We start from the raw sequence: 16,116 nt of genomic DNA on the forward strand, positions 1-16,116 counted from the left end.
ATGACAACAACTATAAAAAAGTGCACACTTGAAGATCTAAAGACACTTCAAGAAGTGAGTTATGAAACTTTTGACGAGACGTTTAAGGACCAGAATTCACCCGAAAACATGAAAGCCTATCTGGAAAAGGCGTTTGACATAAAGCAACTAGAAAAAGAATTAACTACGGTTTCCTCGCAATTCTTTTTTATTTATTTCAATGATGAAGTAGCTGGATATTTAAAAATCAATATGGATGATGCTCAGTCAGAAGAAATGGGTGATGAATCACTTGAAGTTGAGCGGATTTATATCAAAAGCAGCTTTCAAAAATACGGGCTGGGCAAAGAACTACTCAATAAGGCGTTAGAAATTGCAACCGAGCAAAATAAAAGGGAAATTTGGCTAGGTGTATGGGAAAGAAATGAGAATGCAATCGCGTTTTATAAGAAGATGGGGTTTGATCAAACGGGTACCCACTCTTTTTATATGGGGGATGAGGAACAAATTGATTTAATTATGACCAAAACGATTATATAAAGGTGGGTTCTTATGTACATTCCAAAGCATTTTAAGGTCACAGATGTAAATGAGATTTGGGAGTTTGTTCAGCAACACTCTTTTGGAACAATTGTAACAACTGAACAAGGGAAACCAATCGCTACACATTTGCCATTGGGGTTAAAGAAGAACGGGGATGATTGCTATCTTACAGGACATTTGGCTTATGGAAATCCGCAGTGGAAAACATTCGAAGCTAGTAAAGACGTGCTAGTTATGTTTCAAGGCCCCCACTCCTACATTTCTTCTTCTTGGTATTCGCACGAAAATGTTCCAACTTGGAACTATCAGTCGGTACATATTTATGGAAAAGCAAGTCTAGTGGAAAAAAATGAATTAATAGATGATTTAACAGCAATGTTGTATAAGTATGAACAGAAGCGTGAAAATCCTGTACTATGGGACACACTTTCTCCTGACTTATTAGAAAAACAACTTAAAGGTATTGTTGGTTTTAAGATTAAAGTGGAAGAAATCCAGGCTGCATATAAATTAAGCCAAAACCGGAATGAAACTGATTATAAGAACATCATTAATCATTTAAAAGATGATGGAAATCCAAATTCGAATCAAACAGCAGAACAGATGGAAAAAAGGTTGCGTTAATCGCAATCTTTTTTAGTTATGGTTAGTAGCAATTTTTTCATTTTAAATTCTTACGGAGCATGATGGAACATTAATAATCTATCATCGAATCCAGTAGGTTTAACGATTTAAAGAGGGTATTTTAATTTTTTTGCTCTGTTAAAGCTCGTTGTTGATTTCCGTTACAGGACACTCGCTTTCCGTGGGCGGGTTCGGGAGCCTCCTCGGCGTTACCGCCTGCGGGGTCTCCTTCACCACGCTTCTCCCGAGAAAAAGCTCTTTCCTTTTTCCTCACAGGAGTCTCGTGTCCTTCCACTTCAATCAACTCTGCTGAAAATCAACACTGTACTTTAACACAGCTAATTTTTTTTAGATAGCAAACTGAACTCTATCTTAGAATAGTGAATAAACTCTCATGTAGAGTACTAGTATTTTGATATATATCCAAAAATGTGATAATTTGTATAAATATTGAAGATTAACACCTATTGTTAAAATTCTCATATTTTGGCCGATAAATATTATAATAGCAAAATATCTTACAAGAGGTCTTACTATGAAACACTTACTTCCTTGGAACTTTGATTCCCATCATATTGTGTATTATACGATTTGTTTATTCATAATATTGACCACACCCATAATCATTAGGATCATTTCACAAAAAAAGTTACCCCATATTCCTAGAAAATTTAGTATCTTTTCTACGGTTTTATTCGTTCTGCTGACATTCACTACATTTTTCTTAGGACAAATAGCTCATGTTGTGTTTGTGGACAAGGAGCATGAGATTATTGAAAGCTATGCAAAAGATACGGGTAGTCTGATTGGAACGGAATTACTAGAATTCGGACACGAAGCGCTACATTTCAATACTAATAGCGATGATGAGCTTTATCAAACGCTCCTGACCAAAATGACAACCTGGCAAGAGAAATTGGAAATCCAAAGTATATATACGTTAAAGAAGAATAGTCAAGATGAAATCTACTTTGTTGTTTCTCCGCCAACAGATTACAATAATGATGGTTTAATAAATGCTGATATTGAACAAGTAATCCCAATCGGAAGCATATATGATGAAAATATTCCCGAGCTTAAAGGAGCATTCTTGGGTGACTTCATGATGCAAACTGTTCCAACAGTTGATTATGGGGTCAGTAGTATAAGTGCTTTTTATCCAATCATCAACCAATATTATCAAGTAGAATCTGTACTAGTATTGAATTTTGATGGTGATGATTATGCCAAACGTGTAGAAGAAGAGCATCTAAAAATTAATATATTAATCATCTCTCTTTTAATTATTGAGGGACTTCTCTATTCCTTGTTTTACCTTTCTTCAATTGAAAAGCTAAAGCTAAAACAACATCATAAAGAACTTAATCAACTAGCTTATTTTGACTTATTAACTGGATTGCCGAACCGAAGATATGTAAATGATGTAATGAACATAAAAGATCATGATGAGATAGCTCTATTATTTATTAGTTTAGATGGTTACTTTAAGGTAATAGATTTATTGGGATATGGAAAGGGAGAAGAGTATATCTCAAAAATTATAAATACAATAAAACCCAAAATTGATCACTACGGAATACTAGTTAGGTGGGGTGAAAAGGACTTTGTTGTACTTGTTCCCGAATTTAGTAATTGTGATAATCTACTGGCAACTTCACAAACAATCCTAAAACATTTACCTACATCAATTAGAATTGGTGAGAGACAGTTTGAAGTAACACCAGCTATAGGAATAAGTATCTATCCTAAGGACGGGAATGATTGGTCAACACTTATTAAAAATGCAGATATAGCCAGATTTCATTCTAAACAGTTAACTAATGGAAATATTAAATTTTTTGAAGAACAATTACTAGTTAGTATTCATGAAAAATTGTCTTTTGAGATGGATTTCCGCAAAGCAATAGAAGCTGAACAATTTGTCGTTTATTTTCAACCTCAAATAGAATTAGTGTCTGGTAAATGGATTGGTCTAGAAGCCTTAGTGCGATGGAATCACCCTGAAAAAGGTCTTCTATCACCCTTTTATTTTATTCAACTTGCTGAAGAACTACATCTAATTGATCAACTTAGCGTTTGGATTTTTGAACATGCATTCATGCAAATCAAGGACCTTAATGATGAGTTAAATATGAATCTAAAGATTTCCGTTAATCTATCACCAACTCATTTTAAAAGTAACACCTTATTAAGCGATCTACAATCAGTGGTTCAAAAATCAGGAATTAACCCGGCTTTAATCGATTTTGAGATTACAGAAGGAGCACTTTTAGATTTTAATCATTCTATTACAATTTTGAACCAAATTAAAGATTTAGGAATGTCCATTAGCTTGGATGATTTCGGAGCAGGCTATAGTTCGCTTAGTTATCTAAGTAGATTACCAATAGACCGATTAAAGATTGATCGACAATTTCTACAGAACAATGACTTTACTAACAACACATTATTGAATTCTATTGTGAATCTTGGTCATAATCTAAACCTAATTGTATTAGCAGAAGGGGTAGAAACAAAAGAACATGTGGAACTTTTGAGGGAATTCGGATGTGATGAAGTACAGGGTTACTATTATTCCAAACCGGTATCGCTAGAAGAGTTAAAAGCATTGCTTCTAACATACGAGGATCATTCTTAATTGATTACCGGGTAGCATGAGTGTAGGATATTAGTCTAAAAGCACAAGCTCTAAAAACTATGAGCTTGTGCTTTTTCATGATATCAAAACAAACATTATTTTACAGCATTTTTTATAAAAGTATAGAGGCATAAAGAGGCCAACTGGGTTGTAAAAAGAATCATACTACCGACAACCTGTTCCCGTTGTGGGGGAAAAGGAAGTAGCGCCTCGACAAGATCTTCTTCGATAATGGGCTCTGCTAATTCTCCTAAGGGTAAGCAAAGTTCAAGTGAAGTGATTATTAAATCCATGTCTGTATAAATAGAATAGAAGCTTTGTTTAGATAGAAAAAATACAGCTGCCAAAGGGATGAATAAAATGATATAGCCCATATAATATATCTTCCGATGCTTGTTGGTTAACCGATTTAATTCTTTTATTGGCGGGAAAATAGCACACCAAAATATAAGGGCAACTACAAACATCGCAAATAAATAAAAATAATGTAAGAAGAGGTTGATTCTAACGTAATCAAAGATAACTGGAATATGATAACTAATAAATAGTACGTGAAACAAAATTAATGAACCAGTTGGTTTCATGAGTCTAAGCAATAGCTGATCTAAAAAGGGTACAGAAATTGCTTTTTTTAGAAACTCACCTTTTAGCCCTATAGCGAGTAAAGGAGCTGAAAGGAAAAAAAGCATAATCATTTGGATCATATGTGCTCTAAATTGAATTCGTCCTAATAAGTTTAATGGACTACCTAAAGCAAAGAAATAAATGAAAAGCCCCAATACAAATAAACCTGATTTAAGCCTTGTGTGAGTAGGGGAAGTTGGTAATAAAAAAAAGTACAAAGCAATGGTCAATAAAATAAAGTAAAGCACACCGAAATTCCATTTTTCATGATATGTGAAGTCTTCTAAAATCGTTTGAAGTATATCCATGTGATCTCAACCCTTAAATAGTAGTAGTTGCTCTTATTTTAAAGAAGTACATGTGAAGTGGATGTGATGTTCGTCACTTTTATAACAAGAAAGGGAGAGGGAATAAGGGGAGAGACTGTATAGAAGCTATTTTGAAATGATAGGTGCGAAAAATGTAAATTATTAACATAAAAATGCAGTGTATGATATTATATCTGTACATTCCTAAAGAAAAAAAGGCCTTTCATCAACAGGAAAGTATGCTCATATAAAAACCAAGATTGGGAGCACTTGTAAGTAGAAAACACTTTTATGATGAGGTGATTTTTTTGAGTACAAATATTATCCTTAGTGAACAGTTTGAAAACAACAGATTGGACAATAAATTAGTGTGGCAATGTGAACCTAAAGAATGGTTTATAGACAGGAGCACCTCACAACTCGTTATAAAAACGGATGAAAACACCGACTATTGGCAAAAAACACATTATAATTTCGAAGCAGATAATGGTCATTTTCTATATACCGAAACAAATAAAAATTTCAGAATAACTACAAAAGTCAAGACATTACCTAAATCAAAGTATGATCAAGCAGGACTGATGATCAGAATCTCGAAGGACGTATGGATGAAAACGTCATTAGAATACATACCAAATGGAAAAAGTAAATTGGGGGCAGTTGTGACAAACCACGGCTATTCCGATTGGTCTACACAATATATAGATTATGAATATGAACACTTGTATTTCAGAATATCAAGGATTGGTCAAAACGGATACGTTGACTATTCACTTAACGGAGAAGCATGGAATCAAATACGTATTGCTCACTTAGATATACCAGGAGACTCTGAAATTAAAGTGGGCTTATATGCATGTAGTCCACAAGGGAGTAACCAAGAAGCCAGATTTGACTATATAGACATTGAACAAATTTCTAATGATCCTAACGAGGCTTATTTATAATTGAAGAGGTGCTAATATTAGACTGTTTTTATGATGTTGATCTTAGTTTTCATAGTTTGAATGTTAAGATAAAAGTTACATACTGGCAAGACGATAACGGCGAGAACATTTTAATATTTAGATTCCTGAACATCATGAAGATTCATGATAGCTATCGACGGATTTAATAAAACAACTAGAATGGTAGTTCATTAGCATAGTTAGTTTATTAATTAGTAATCGTTGTGAATTAACCATAGAAGGATTGGGGGGCTTTAATGTTTTTAAGGAAATTTTTAGTATCTGCTTTAACCACTGTCTTAACTGGATTTTTTCTTAACCTATTTTTTGCAATAATGGATGGCTTTGATCATTATGATTTATTTGCTGTTTTTGGAGTTCTTCTTGTTGGTGTGGCTCCATTTATACTTTTTATTGGCTTACCAGTATCAATCCTATCTGACTATCTAACTAAGAATTTAAACGGCAAACAAAGAAATAAAAAAGCATTTTTGATTCATAGTATTTTTGGTCTAATTATTGGTGTAGTCCTTTCTTACTTTTTTGAACACTTCCTTCTTAGTCCATTAACATTAATAGCCGCATTAATATTCTGGATCGTTGATGAAATTTTTAGAAAGAAATTCAAGTAACGAGAAATTATCTTCAATAAAGACTTGTACTCTTATCCAATTAATAAAACGGTCACTAATCTAAGAAGGATTAGTGACCGTTTTTTGAAGGGAAGGTTAGTGGAAGATGATGAAACTTTTAGTTGTTTGAATCGTATTTATTTGAAAGTCTCTTTTGGTAAAGATTGTTGTTATTTGATTAGCATTGTTAAAGCATTGAGTTGATTGGAGCGGAAGGCACTCGACTCCTGTGGGAGATAGAGGGAAGCTTGAGACCCCGCAGGCAAAGACGAGGAGGCTCAAGTCCCTCCCCACGGAAAGCGAGTGCCTGCAGCGGAAGTCAACGGACCCAATATAATTTCATTTTTTGTGAAATAGCAACAAAGTATGCGAAAACAGCCATTTGAAAAGAGAAAATTATATAGGGAGGAGCTTTTACTTTATGATCTTTCGTTCAAAAATAGATACCTTTTTTATCAACTTTATGTCAGTTGTTGTACTCGTTATTGCTGTAGTATCATTCTTTCCATTATTCGTCGAAGGCGGGACACAATTAGCAGTGGTTCTAATTCTCAGTTCAACTTTCCTTATTGTGTCAAGTTTAATTTTATGGACTGCTTTTTCAGTTAAGTATATTTTCTATCATGATTATTTACTCATAAAAGGTGGACCGTTTAGAAGTCAAATTCATTACGAAAACATAACAAAGGTAACACCTACAACTGATATATTTACAGGATATAGAATTTTATCATCGAGAGATGCACTTGAACTTTTCAATAAAACAACACTTTTCGGAAGTGTTAAAGTTTCACCTAAAGCGAAAAGAGAATTTATTAATGAATTAAAAACTAGATGTCCCAACGTAAAAATACAAGGTTTTGAAGGAATACAATTAAAGTAACGAGTGGCTATTGTAAAATTAGAATGGAACTAATATTTAGATGAGGTGTTTATTTGGAAAGCTTTACTTACACAACAGAAACAGAGAGATTAATAGTAAGACCATATAGCAAAGAAGATTATTCAAATTGGTTAACTCAATTTAATAATAGAATGCCTTCACAGCACAAGTATGATGACGGTAAAGTAGATATGAGTATTTGTACTGAAGAATGGTTTAGAGATTTGGTAGATAACCATCAACAGATGGCTTTAGAGGATAAAGTGTATGTCTTTGGCGTTTTTCGAAAAGAAGACCATGCTCATTTGGGTGCAATAGACTTCTCTACAATTATGAGGGAAGATTTTCAATGGGCGAGGATAGGTTATACCATCCATAATCAATTTTGGAGAAAAGGTTATGGAAAGGAATCTGTTAAAGCTGCAATAATTCTAGCTTTTGAAAAGCTAAATTATCATCGTATTGAAGCACATATTAATCTTGATAATAATCCTTCAATAAGATTAGCAGAAATTGTTGGAATGCAATTTGAATGCATTAGAAAAGGTTTTATTTATGAATTTGACGAATGGACTGATAATCTAATTTACTATATTAATTCAAAGTAGCTCTTATTAAACGGTACAATTGAAGCTGTTTCAGAAGGAAGAGATGAGTATATGAGGAGGCTTCGAGACTCTTTCTTTATTGAGATATAGGTAAATTTAGTACAAAAGCACGGGTTGAATACTGTTAAATAAATTTTGGGGGTGTTATATGAATAATAGAGTTAAAGATGCCTATAATCAGCTTGCTAGAGATTATGAACATAATGTAGATACTAAGAACGTATATAACATTGATTATGAAAGACCTGCTATGATGAAATTAATTCCAGCAGAAATAAAAGATCTGAAGGTTTTTGATGCAGGTTGTGCAGCAGGCTGGTATACACTTCAGTTAATTAAGCTTGGTGCAAAAGTGATTGCTTCAGATATAAGTCCCGAAATGGTAGCAGCTACTAAAAGGCGTATTGGAGAAGATGCTGAGGTTTTTTGTTTAGATATAGAGCATAGACTTCCTTTTGAAGATGAATCTTTTGATCTTATTGTAAGTTCTCTTGTACTTCATTATGTTAAAGATTGGAGTAAAACCTTCAACGAATTTCAAAGAATATTAAAACCAGGTGGAAAATTGCTCTTTTCAGTACACCATCCATTTATGGATATTAAACTGTCCGAAAATGACGATTACTTTTCTACTGAACTTATTATCGATAAATGGAAGAGACAAGGGGAATTAATTGAAGTTCCATTTTATCGACGACCTCTTAATATAATATTAAATGAAACGCTTAAGTACTTCTCAATTGAGAAGGTAGTCGAGCCTCAACCTACTAAGGAATTTAAAATAAAAGAGCCTGAAAAGTATGAAAGATTAATGAAGAATCCGCATTTCATAATTGTAAAGGCTATGAAAAGTAATAAAGGGAGATATGATTTATGAGTGAAGAACAATTATTTCAACAAATGAAAATGTGGCGTAACTGGACTGTTGAATTTCTTCGTACAATTCCCGAAGAAATCGCCGACCAAATTCCTCATGGTCATAACAATAGTATCCGTTGGAACACTGGTCATATTTTAGTAGGTTGGGATCATACAATGTTTTCAGCTGTTGATAAGGAGAGACAAATGCCCCTGTCTTATCACTTGATGTTTCCGAGAGGAAGTAAACCAGAAAATTGGACAGAACAACCTCCGACAATGGATAAGCTTATTAAACAGTTGGAAGAACAACCTATTCTTATTGAGCATGCGTGTAAGGACCACCTTGATAAACCACTTAAAGAATCTTTTTTAGGTATGAGAACATTGGGAGATATGGTAGTTTTTCATATGAACCATGAAAATCTACATATGGGAATAATTAAAAGTATGAAGCAAACTCTTTTAAAATAATTACATTTTTATTAAGGGAGCGTTGATCCAAGGATTAACGTATTTTTTTTGTTGAAGTTATTAAACTATTGGAGCCGATTATCAAATTCGTAATAGTTGTGACTTATTCCTAAAGATTAAAGACTTGCTGACAGCCGCGAATAGAAAAATTAATGTTTATACACCTTGATGTGTAATCTATGTGGCTATATCTGTAAAGTGTTCCTCTTATATTGAAAAACCAAAAACCGCTTGTTAAGCTACCTTTGGAACATGGCTATGTATATCGATGAACGAAAGGCGAATTACACCTACTCTTTCGTCAAAGTTTATCCTTACCATGACTAATGGTAAAAGTGTTGATGTAACAAGAAGTTATTACTACATTTTTAAAGAGTATTTCGGAATATAGAGGAGGCGATTACATGGTTTTTCCTATTTATTTTCTCGCATTGTTTGCAATTCTAATGATATTAGTCGCTACCGTTTTCATCTATTTTCAAGTCTATAAACGGCATATTAACAAGGCTTTAGGAGCAAACGAAGGCAAGCGTACTTCAATGGTCCCTCCATATACTATCGCTGCTATCGTTATGACCATCATAGTCTTCCTTATTTGCATATTGATTAGCTATTTTGTCGGATATGTTAATGCCTATAAAGATCACGAAGAAGATGCATGGGTGATGTCACATTCTGATATTCAGACATTCTATGCAGAAGTAAATGAAGTTGGCGAGAACACACTATTGGTTGAAGGTATTTCCCTCAATGATGAGAATTATCGAGGTGAGTTCCAGTATGATGTATGGGGAGAAGTGAGTATATATCGGCAGGATACTGTGATCCCACTTTCTGATTTGTCAGAAGGTGATTTGGTTTCAATTACACTAGTCACTGACCGCACTGGTATTACAGATATCTTCAAAATTCAGCTATTAGCTGACAAGAAGTAATCCCCGTGTTCGGACAATATCATATCATTGTCATAGGGGGGATGTTGTGAAAAATAAAAGATGGTTCTTATACCCTGCTTATGGCAATAAAACATACAACTATTAAAAGGTAAGTTAGTTCAATAAAAAATGTTGACTGAATGTTTAGTATATTGTATGATTAGAAAAATTTTACATAATACAAACACAGTGATTAGGAGTATTAAGGAACCTTTATTGTTTAGAGAGCTACCGTTTGCTGAAAAGGTGGTCAATAAATTCCCCAACTCGCCTATGAGTGGTTAGACTGATATGTAAGTCTAGACGGTTTACTTCCGTAAAGAAGTTATTGAGAAGGTTTGTTCAAGTATTTTTAGGCAAACCAAGAAGAGTGGTACCACGTTAGGGTTAATCCTGTCGTCTCTTTATGAGATGATAGGATTTTTTATTTTTTCTATAAAAATATTAAAACAGGATATGGGGGATGTTTCATGGTAGAGTGTTTTATTTGTAACAAACATAATGGAACCATAAAAGTTGCTGGAAATAGCATTTTTGAAGACGAGTATATTTATGTTGGACATATTGATAATAATGGGAAACCAAACTATTTAGGACATCTAATGATTGACTTGAAGAGACATGTGCCTACTCTTGCCGATATGAAACCAGAAGAAGCCAAAGCGTTTGGGGTTATTATGGCTAGATTAAGTAAAGCTCTTAAAGAAGTTGAAAAGGCTGAGCATGTATATGCTCTTGTGTCAGGTAATGCCGTTCCTCATCTTCATATGCACTTGGTTGCTCGCTATCCAAACACTCCTGAACAATATTGGGGTCCTTTTGCAGTCTATGACTCTCCAAATGCAAGGATGGGCGAGGAAAATGAAGTGGTGGAGCTATGCAATAGAATTAAAGTTTATTTAGAGACAAATCCATATGAATAGAATAGATAAAGACGTAGAATACACATGGGTAGGAAGCCAAGAAAATTTCGTAGATACATTAAATATATATAAGATAAGTCATATTGTCTTAGGACGTTTTGGAGGTAATACTGCTGCTGGTCAATATAAGAATGAAGATGGTTGTATTGCATGGGTTAATGAGGAGTTAGATTATGAGTTTGTAGTGCTTTTAGATGCACATTCTTCGGCTGAAAGTGCTGAATTAGTAGTGGCAACTATTCAATCTCTAAAGGAAGAAATTAAAAAGCTACTTACGTTTACACCTCGAGAATCCTATGATTGTCTTTATAACCTATTTTTGACTACTTTTGAAAGTAAGAGTTTTAAAGAAGCTTGTAGAAATGTACAAGGAGAAACAGCCTTTTTATGTGTTGTGAGAAAGTATAAATTCATTTGGTGGTTCTCAGTTGGCGATTGTGTACTTTATTTAAATCACCCAGAGTTATCAGATCTAAATGAATACCAACAAAACCATCGTAGTTTCTATGAATGGATTGGAAAAGTGAATACTTTTGAGTTAGACGTACCTTGTTTCAGTTCAGGAACAAAGGAGCTTAGAAAAGGGAGAAATCATATATTTTTAACTACTGACGGGCTTATAGAATGTCCTAACACAAATTTTAGTAATCCAAATGAGTTATTTAAACCATTTGATAGTTTCACAAATGATGAAAGTGTACGGAGGTTGTTGGAGGAAATAAAGAAGAATAATGTCCGTGATAGCACGACAATCTTATCATGGTTTGTTGACATTAACGAGGTAGGAAGTCAACCAAGCAATTGAAGTATATTCACTAACGGGTGCGCGTTGTTGATCCTAGAAGGGATTGACACTATGTTAAAAAAATCTATTTAACTAATAGCAGTAATGTTCAATGATATAAAATTCTCTACTTCATGTGAAACTTTATTGGGGAGGATCATCATGGCTTTATTAGAATGTGTGGCTAAAAATAATAGTGTTTCTATTCATTACTTAGAATCTATGGATTATACCTCTTACTTAACCCCTTTAGTTTATGTTCCAGGGGGATTGGGTTTTGCGGAAAAATTTAGAGATGAGATGAACTTACTTTCTCCAAGACGATGTATTTCTCTTAGTTTAAGAGGTAGAGGGAAAAGTGATGGACCTCTATCAGGCTATACTTTTGAAGAGCATGTTTCAGATATTGAATCAGTTGTATTAAATAGTGGAATTGATGGATATTGTTTAATGGCTTATTCTATGGGGGTTCCTTATGCAATTAAATTTGCTTCAGAAAATCCAGAACAAATAAATGGGTTAATATTATGCGATTATCAAGCAAAGTATCCTTCAATTCCAGAGTCGTGGGTAGAATGGGTTTTATCTAGAGGGTTAATAAAAGAAGAACGTCGCCACGTGGTAAGGGGGATCCAACATGATTCCAAAGAAATTTATTTATGGGATGAGTTGAAAAAAATTACTTGTCCAGTTTTAGTTATCAAAGGTGGAACAGAACAGGCACTCTTAAAAGAAGAAGCTACTGAAATTTATAAGAATCATTTAAGTAATGTGGATATAGTAGAGTTTTCTGATTCAGGTCACGAATTATGGATTCCAGATTACAATAGGTTTTTGACCAAGATTGGACAATTTTTAGAAAAAGTTGATAAAGAATGAGTGATCAATTAGGAAATAAATGACTTTAATAAACATTAAACCATAAATCCTCTATTGACGTAACGTAGTTTAGTGGAATAATACTTTTCTTTAGGCCTTACTTGTCAGGAGTAAGGTTTTACTTTTGGTTAAGGGAGAAGAAAAAATGTGGGAATATCTTGTAGCTAGAATAACAGCCTTAATTACTTTAGGTATCGGAACATTACTGATTGTTCTATTTCCTATAATTTATAAAGAGAATAGGTACTTTGCGTGGGTTAGTTTATTAGTTGGGATTTTTATGATCGCGATTCTATTATATTGGATTTTTGGTTACGAGGTTTATAGAGATGGTTTTACTCCACCTTATTAAACAATAGAAGTATGTTTAATAGAATAGGAAGGGGAAGAGTTTAAGAAAATGGCTAAAAAACAGAATATTATTGGTACGATACTTTTCTTTTTTATTATTTTTTCCATCATGACAAACCCATCGAAACAAGATTATATCAACTATACCAACTTTGATGAAAAAAAGATGGAGGAATCCCATGAACAACTTAATTTTGAAGTAGAAAGAATCAATTTCTTCTTATTTTCAACTTACGCAGTAAAAGAGTTAACACTTGATCACTATGGTATTGTTCATTTAGGATTTTCGGGAAATTTTTTTCAAATATCTGAGGGGCAATACGATTACCCATGGTGGTTAGAATTATTCAACTAAAGGGATAGTTGAACAAGCTAATTCTGGGTAGAAGACACCTTAAGAGTTTAGTGAATTAGGAGGATATAATGTTTACTTTTTTAGTAGAAAACGAATGTTGGATTATATTCTTAAAACACACAAGAAAGAGGCTAAGCTAACACGTGCGAGTGCTTATAAGCACTTGCTTCTTGTGCTAACGGTAAGGTTTGTTCAAAAAGGAGATCGCTTTTTTGGAAGTAGGATAAGCAATTTCTATATGGGGGAGATAGCGTGAATTATATTTACCACATGGTTCCAAAGGATATGAAGGGTTTGGAGCTACATCCATTGAATCAACTTAAAAATGAATATCCCGAACTCTTTGAAAGGTATATTCAAAAATATTTTGATCACCCTGAGAGACCAAAACTTCTAGAGAAGAAGGTGCCTAAATTAGACTGCTTATGGAATGACGTATTGCACTTTCTACCTATACACCCCTTCCACGTTTATAGTGCTATCACTGACTTAGGAATAAAAACTAAAGAGGAACAACAGTTTTATAAAATACCTATCCATAAATTACAGTCAAATAAAACTGCTATATATCATTATTCGAAAGAAAACTATGGTGGACCAGCTGCTGATATTGATGTGAATGAGATTGAAATTTTAGATACTGACGAGTATGAAGAACTAATAGAATTACCAAGGGATACTATAGAGTATTACAGAGTTGAAAACGAGAAAGGAAATAGATTCGGACTTTTTCCTTATATCCCTCATGTTCTAAGCCTTGGGAAAGTTAATATAGAGGATGTGGAAGTCATAACCTGGAATGAAAAACCGACCTCTATTAACCTACATTAGTTGCTCGTTTGTTTCTTTCACGCTACGGGTTCGGATTGAAGAGGAAGTCCCTTTTTTGCTAACGGAGAAGAAGAGTTTAATAAAGGTATTTCAGTTGATGAGTAAAAAATTTAGTTAAGGAGTTAGCGAACAAATGAATAAAATAAGTCGGTGGTTGATTGTGTGTGTTCTAATTTTATTTGGAGTTTTATTGTTAAACAAAGGATTAGATTTAAGGTCACTTGGAACGAATGTTGATGGAGATGGCATTGGAGTATACTTTTTAGGTTTTGAAATAAATGATAGAGTACCAGAAGAAAGTATCCCATCATATGCAGTTGGATTTTTCATATCAAGTTTTTTAGTGGTAATCGCTTCGCTTACTTTTGTTGGAATGAATTTGAAGTCAAGAAAAAAGGAAAGTTAATTTTTTATAACTTTTGACTAACGGATGCGATTCTTAAATAACATAGGATCGCCTTTCTATTCAAGTAACGGGTAAGGTTAGTTTCACAAGAAAGGGGGATCTATTTGGTTTTTACATGGGTTGTTGGAATCATTAGTATAATTTGTTCTTCTGTATGGTATGGCGGTGCACCCTCACTTACAGATGTGTTCCTAGGTTTTATATTTGGTGCCTTAATTGATCTGTACAATTTAATTAAAGAAAAAGGAAAGTAATCTATATTAAGCTGAGAAGAGTTATTTTGACTAACGGTAAGAAGAGTTGAACAAGACATAAAGGTGAAATTCAATCAGTAGAGGGGGAAACAATATAGAATTCGCATTAACATTCTTACTATTTGTTGCAATTATCCTTCCATTTACCACCTTTGTCCATGAACTTGGTCATGCCTTAGTAGCATCTAAATTACTTAAAGTACCCGTGGAGATTAGATTAGGGAAGAAATTTAAAGGTAATGGTTTTACTGTTGGAAGATTAACCATAAAGGTACAACCATTGAGTGGGTGGGTTGGGTTTTTTAGTTATAACGTTTCAGCAGAAAAAGGCAATAAGGCTAAAAGTATCGCCATATTCCTTGCAGGTCCGTTTTCATCACTATTATTATGTTGTATTTGCTTTCTACTAATTTCTTATGTTAGTTTTCCTACGGTTGTTAACTTTATAATGAAAGCAATTATGAATGCAGCACTAGCTCAATTTGTAATTACAATAACACCGATAAGGTATCCATCTTTTTTGGTGCATATAGTGGAATATCCAGCGATGGTTATAAAGTAGCAAAATTACTTCAACGTTTGCTTGTTGCATTAACGGGGGCAATTCTTCAAGAAGGAGAATTGCTTTTGCTTATTCAAGTAAAGGGAAAGTTAAGAAGGTGTTGGGGTTTTATGGTATATTTGTGTGGGAGGTGAAATTTTTGCGAAAATTATGGATGTTGCTTTTCTTATCATTTTTACTTTTTTTCACTACTGCTTGTAACATTTCACAAGAACCCAAGATAACTATCGAAGCAGTCGTTTCAAAATTAAGTGAAGAAGAATTTGATTATTTTGGAACACATGGATTAGACAATCCTACAAAGGATGATTTTCGCAAATTCACCTTTGATTTTGAAGTTGAACACTCGACAGAAATTATAAGAAAAGTTGAATTCCCTGAACGTAAAAGTTGGAAAGAGGCTATAAATACAATAGACAATAATAAAGATAGATATTGGTTTGGCGAAGGTAATAGCCAAAATAACGATAGTGAAAACTTTGCAAGTTATGGGAGTGAATTTGTCTTCTATTCCAAGGGATTGAGTGAAGAAGAAATTATAAATGCTTTTAATTCCATCATTTTAGAGCTTTATCTGGACACAGAAGAAGGAGAAAGTATTACAAGTGAGTATAATGTTGGTGATTTAATTGAATTTGATACATTAAACTAATGGGGGCGTTGATCCAAGAAGGGATTAACGCTATTTTTATAGAATCTATTGAACTAAAGGTAAGGT

21 protein-coding genes and 1 other annotated feature are annotated in these 16,116 nt (G+C 33.6%); of the genes, 20 read left to right on the forward strand and 1 reads right to left on the reverse strand.

Going from position 1 to position 16,116, the window contains the following annotated elements:
• From M1D60_RS09330 to M1D60_RS09340, 3 genes are all read left to right on the forward strand, one after another.
• Positions 1 to 519 (forward strand): GNAT family N-acetyltransferase, encoded by a 519-nt coding sequence (locus M1D60_RS09330; RefSeq protein WP_456278887.1) that lies wholly within the window; start codon positions 1 to 3, stop codon positions 517 to 519.
• Between the two features lie 12 nt (positions 520 to 531).
• On the forward strand, positions 532 to 1,146 hold the full coding sequence (locus M1D60_RS09335; protein WP_456278888.1) for an FMN-binding negative transcriptional regulator: 615 nt from the start codon (positions 532 to 534) through the stop codon (positions 1,144 to 1,146).
• 535 nt (positions 1,147 to 1,681) lie between these two features.
• Positions 1,682 to 3,784, forward strand: coding sequence for a putative bifunctional diguanylate cyclase/phosphodiesterase (locus tag M1D60_RS09340; RefSeq protein ID WP_456278889.1), 2,103 nt, complete (start codon positions 1,682 to 1,684; stop codon positions 3,782 to 3,784).
• Between the two features lie 95 nt (positions 3,785 to 3,879).
• On the opposite strand, the gene M1D60_RS09345 is transcribed toward M1D60_RS09340, so the two are convergent.
• Entirely contained in the window at positions 3,880 to 4,716 is an 837-nt protein-coding gene (locus tag M1D60_RS09345; protein WP_456278890.1) for a cytochrome c oxidase assembly protein, read from the reverse strand.
• 299 nt (positions 4,717 to 5,015) lie between these two features.
• On the opposite strand from M1D60_RS09345, the gene M1D60_RS09350 reads away from it, so the two are divergent.
• The 17 genes from M1D60_RS09350 (at position 5,016) to M1D60_RS09430 (ending at position 16,050) form a co-directional block, all read left to right on the forward strand.
• Positions 5,016 to 5,663 carry a DUF1349 domain-containing protein gene (locus tag M1D60_RS09350; protein WP_456278891.1) on the forward strand — a complete coding sequence of 216 codons (648 nt, stop codon included), beginning with the start codon at positions 5,016 to 5,018 and terminating at the stop codon, positions 5,661 to 5,663.
• A 257-nt stretch (positions 5,664 to 5,920) separates the two neighbouring features.
• Complete coding sequence (locus M1D60_RS09355; protein ID WP_456278892.1) at positions 5,921 to 6,295, forward strand: hypothetical protein; 375 nt, start codon at positions 5,921 to 5,923, stop codon at positions 6,293 to 6,295.
• Between the two features lie 421 nt (positions 6,296 to 6,716).
• Positions 6,717 to 7,178 carry a PH domain-containing protein gene (locus tag M1D60_RS09360; RefSeq protein ID WP_456278893.1) on the forward strand — a complete coding sequence of 154 codons (462 nt, stop codon included), beginning with the start codon at positions 6,717 to 6,719 and terminating at the stop codon, positions 7,176 to 7,178.
• Positions 7,179 to 7,231: 53 nt separating this feature from the next.
• Entirely contained in the window at positions 7,232 to 7,786 is a 555-nt protein-coding gene (locus tag M1D60_RS09365) for a GNAT family N-acetyltransferase (protein ID WP_456278894.1), read from the forward strand.
• 148 nt (positions 7,787 to 7,934) lie between these two features.
• Positions 7,935 to 8,663 carry a class I SAM-dependent methyltransferase gene (locus tag M1D60_RS09370; protein ID WP_456278895.1) on the forward strand — a complete coding sequence of 243 codons (729 nt, stop codon included), beginning with the start codon at positions 7,935 to 7,937 and terminating at the stop codon, positions 8,661 to 8,663.
• Complete coding sequence (locus M1D60_RS09375) at positions 8,660 to 9,118, forward strand: DinB family protein (RefSeq protein ID WP_456278896.1); 459 nt, start codon at positions 8,660 to 8,662, stop codon at positions 9,116 to 9,118. Before M1D60_RS09370 ends, M1D60_RS09375 begins: the two co-directional genes overlap by 4 nt.
• Before the next feature lie 404 nt (positions 9,119 to 9,522).
• The gene (locus M1D60_RS09380; protein ID WP_456278897.1) at positions 9,523 to 10,053 is read left to right on the forward strand and encodes a hypothetical protein; all 531 of its coding nucleotides are present in this window, start codon (positions 9,523 to 9,525) and stop codon (positions 10,051 to 10,053) included.
• 180 nt (positions 10,054 to 10,233) lie between these two features.
• Positions 10,234 to 10,460: a binding site (T-box leader), on the forward strand.
• A gap of 63 nt (positions 10,461 to 10,523) precedes the next feature.
• The gene (locus M1D60_RS09385; RefSeq protein ID WP_456278898.1) at positions 10,524 to 10,976 is read left to right on the forward strand and encodes an HIT family protein; all 453 of its coding nucleotides are present in this window, start codon (positions 10,524 to 10,526) and stop codon (positions 10,974 to 10,976) included.
• On the forward strand, positions 10,969 to 11,781 hold the full coding sequence (locus M1D60_RS09390; RefSeq protein ID WP_456278899.1) for a protein phosphatase 2C domain-containing protein: 813 nt from the start codon (positions 10,969 to 10,971) through the stop codon (positions 11,779 to 11,781). Before M1D60_RS09385 ends, M1D60_RS09390 begins: the two co-directional genes overlap by 8 nt.
• Positions 11,782 to 11,922: 141 nt before the next feature.
• A complete protein-coding gene (locus M1D60_RS09395; protein WP_456278900.1) occupies positions 11,923 to 12,639 on the forward strand; it encodes an alpha/beta fold hydrolase in 717 nt (238 codons plus the stop codon).
• Between the two features lie 145 nt (positions 12,640 to 12,784).
• The gene (locus M1D60_RS09400; RefSeq protein WP_456278901.1) at positions 12,785 to 12,991 is read left to right on the forward strand and encodes a hypothetical protein; all 207 of its coding nucleotides are present in this window, start codon (positions 12,785 to 12,787) and stop codon (positions 12,989 to 12,991) included.
• Between the two features lie 48 nt (positions 12,992 to 13,039).
• Positions 13,040 to 13,345 carry a hypothetical protein gene (locus M1D60_RS09405; protein ID WP_456278902.1) on the forward strand — a complete coding sequence of 102 codons (306 nt, stop codon included), beginning with the start codon at positions 13,040 to 13,042 and terminating at the stop codon, positions 13,343 to 13,345.
• Positions 13,346 to 13,597: 252 nt separating this feature from the next.
• Positions 13,598 to 14,176 carry a group-specific protein gene (locus M1D60_RS09410; protein ID WP_456278903.1) on the forward strand — a complete coding sequence of 193 codons (579 nt, stop codon included), beginning with the start codon at positions 13,598 to 13,600 and terminating at the stop codon, positions 14,174 to 14,176.
• Positions 14,177 to 14,309: 133 nt separating this feature from the next.
• Positions 14,310 to 14,582, forward strand: a complete 273-nt coding sequence (locus tag M1D60_RS09415; RefSeq protein ID WP_456278904.1) for a hypothetical protein — start codon at positions 14,310 to 14,312, stop codon at positions 14,580 to 14,582.
• Between the two features lie 104 nt (positions 14,583 to 14,686).
• Positions 14,687 to 14,836 (forward strand): hypothetical protein, encoded by a 150-nt coding sequence (locus M1D60_RS09420; RefSeq protein WP_456278905.1) that lies wholly within the window; start codon positions 14,687 to 14,689, stop codon positions 14,834 to 14,836.
• Positions 14,837 to 14,969: 133 nt separating this feature from the next.
• Positions 14,970 to 15,398 carry a site-2 protease family protein gene (locus tag M1D60_RS09425; RefSeq protein ID WP_456279399.1) on the forward strand — a complete coding sequence of 143 codons (429 nt, stop codon included), beginning with the start codon at positions 14,970 to 14,972 and terminating at the stop codon, positions 15,396 to 15,398.
• A gap of 139 nt (positions 15,399 to 15,537) precedes the next feature.
• Entirely contained in the window at positions 15,538 to 16,050 is a 513-nt protein-coding gene (locus M1D60_RS09430; RefSeq protein ID WP_456278906.1) for a fructose-bisphosphate aldolase, read from the forward strand.
• Positions 16,051 to 16,116 lie beyond the last annotated feature (66 nt).

Source organism: Bacillus sp. AK128 (assembly GCF_053903075.1).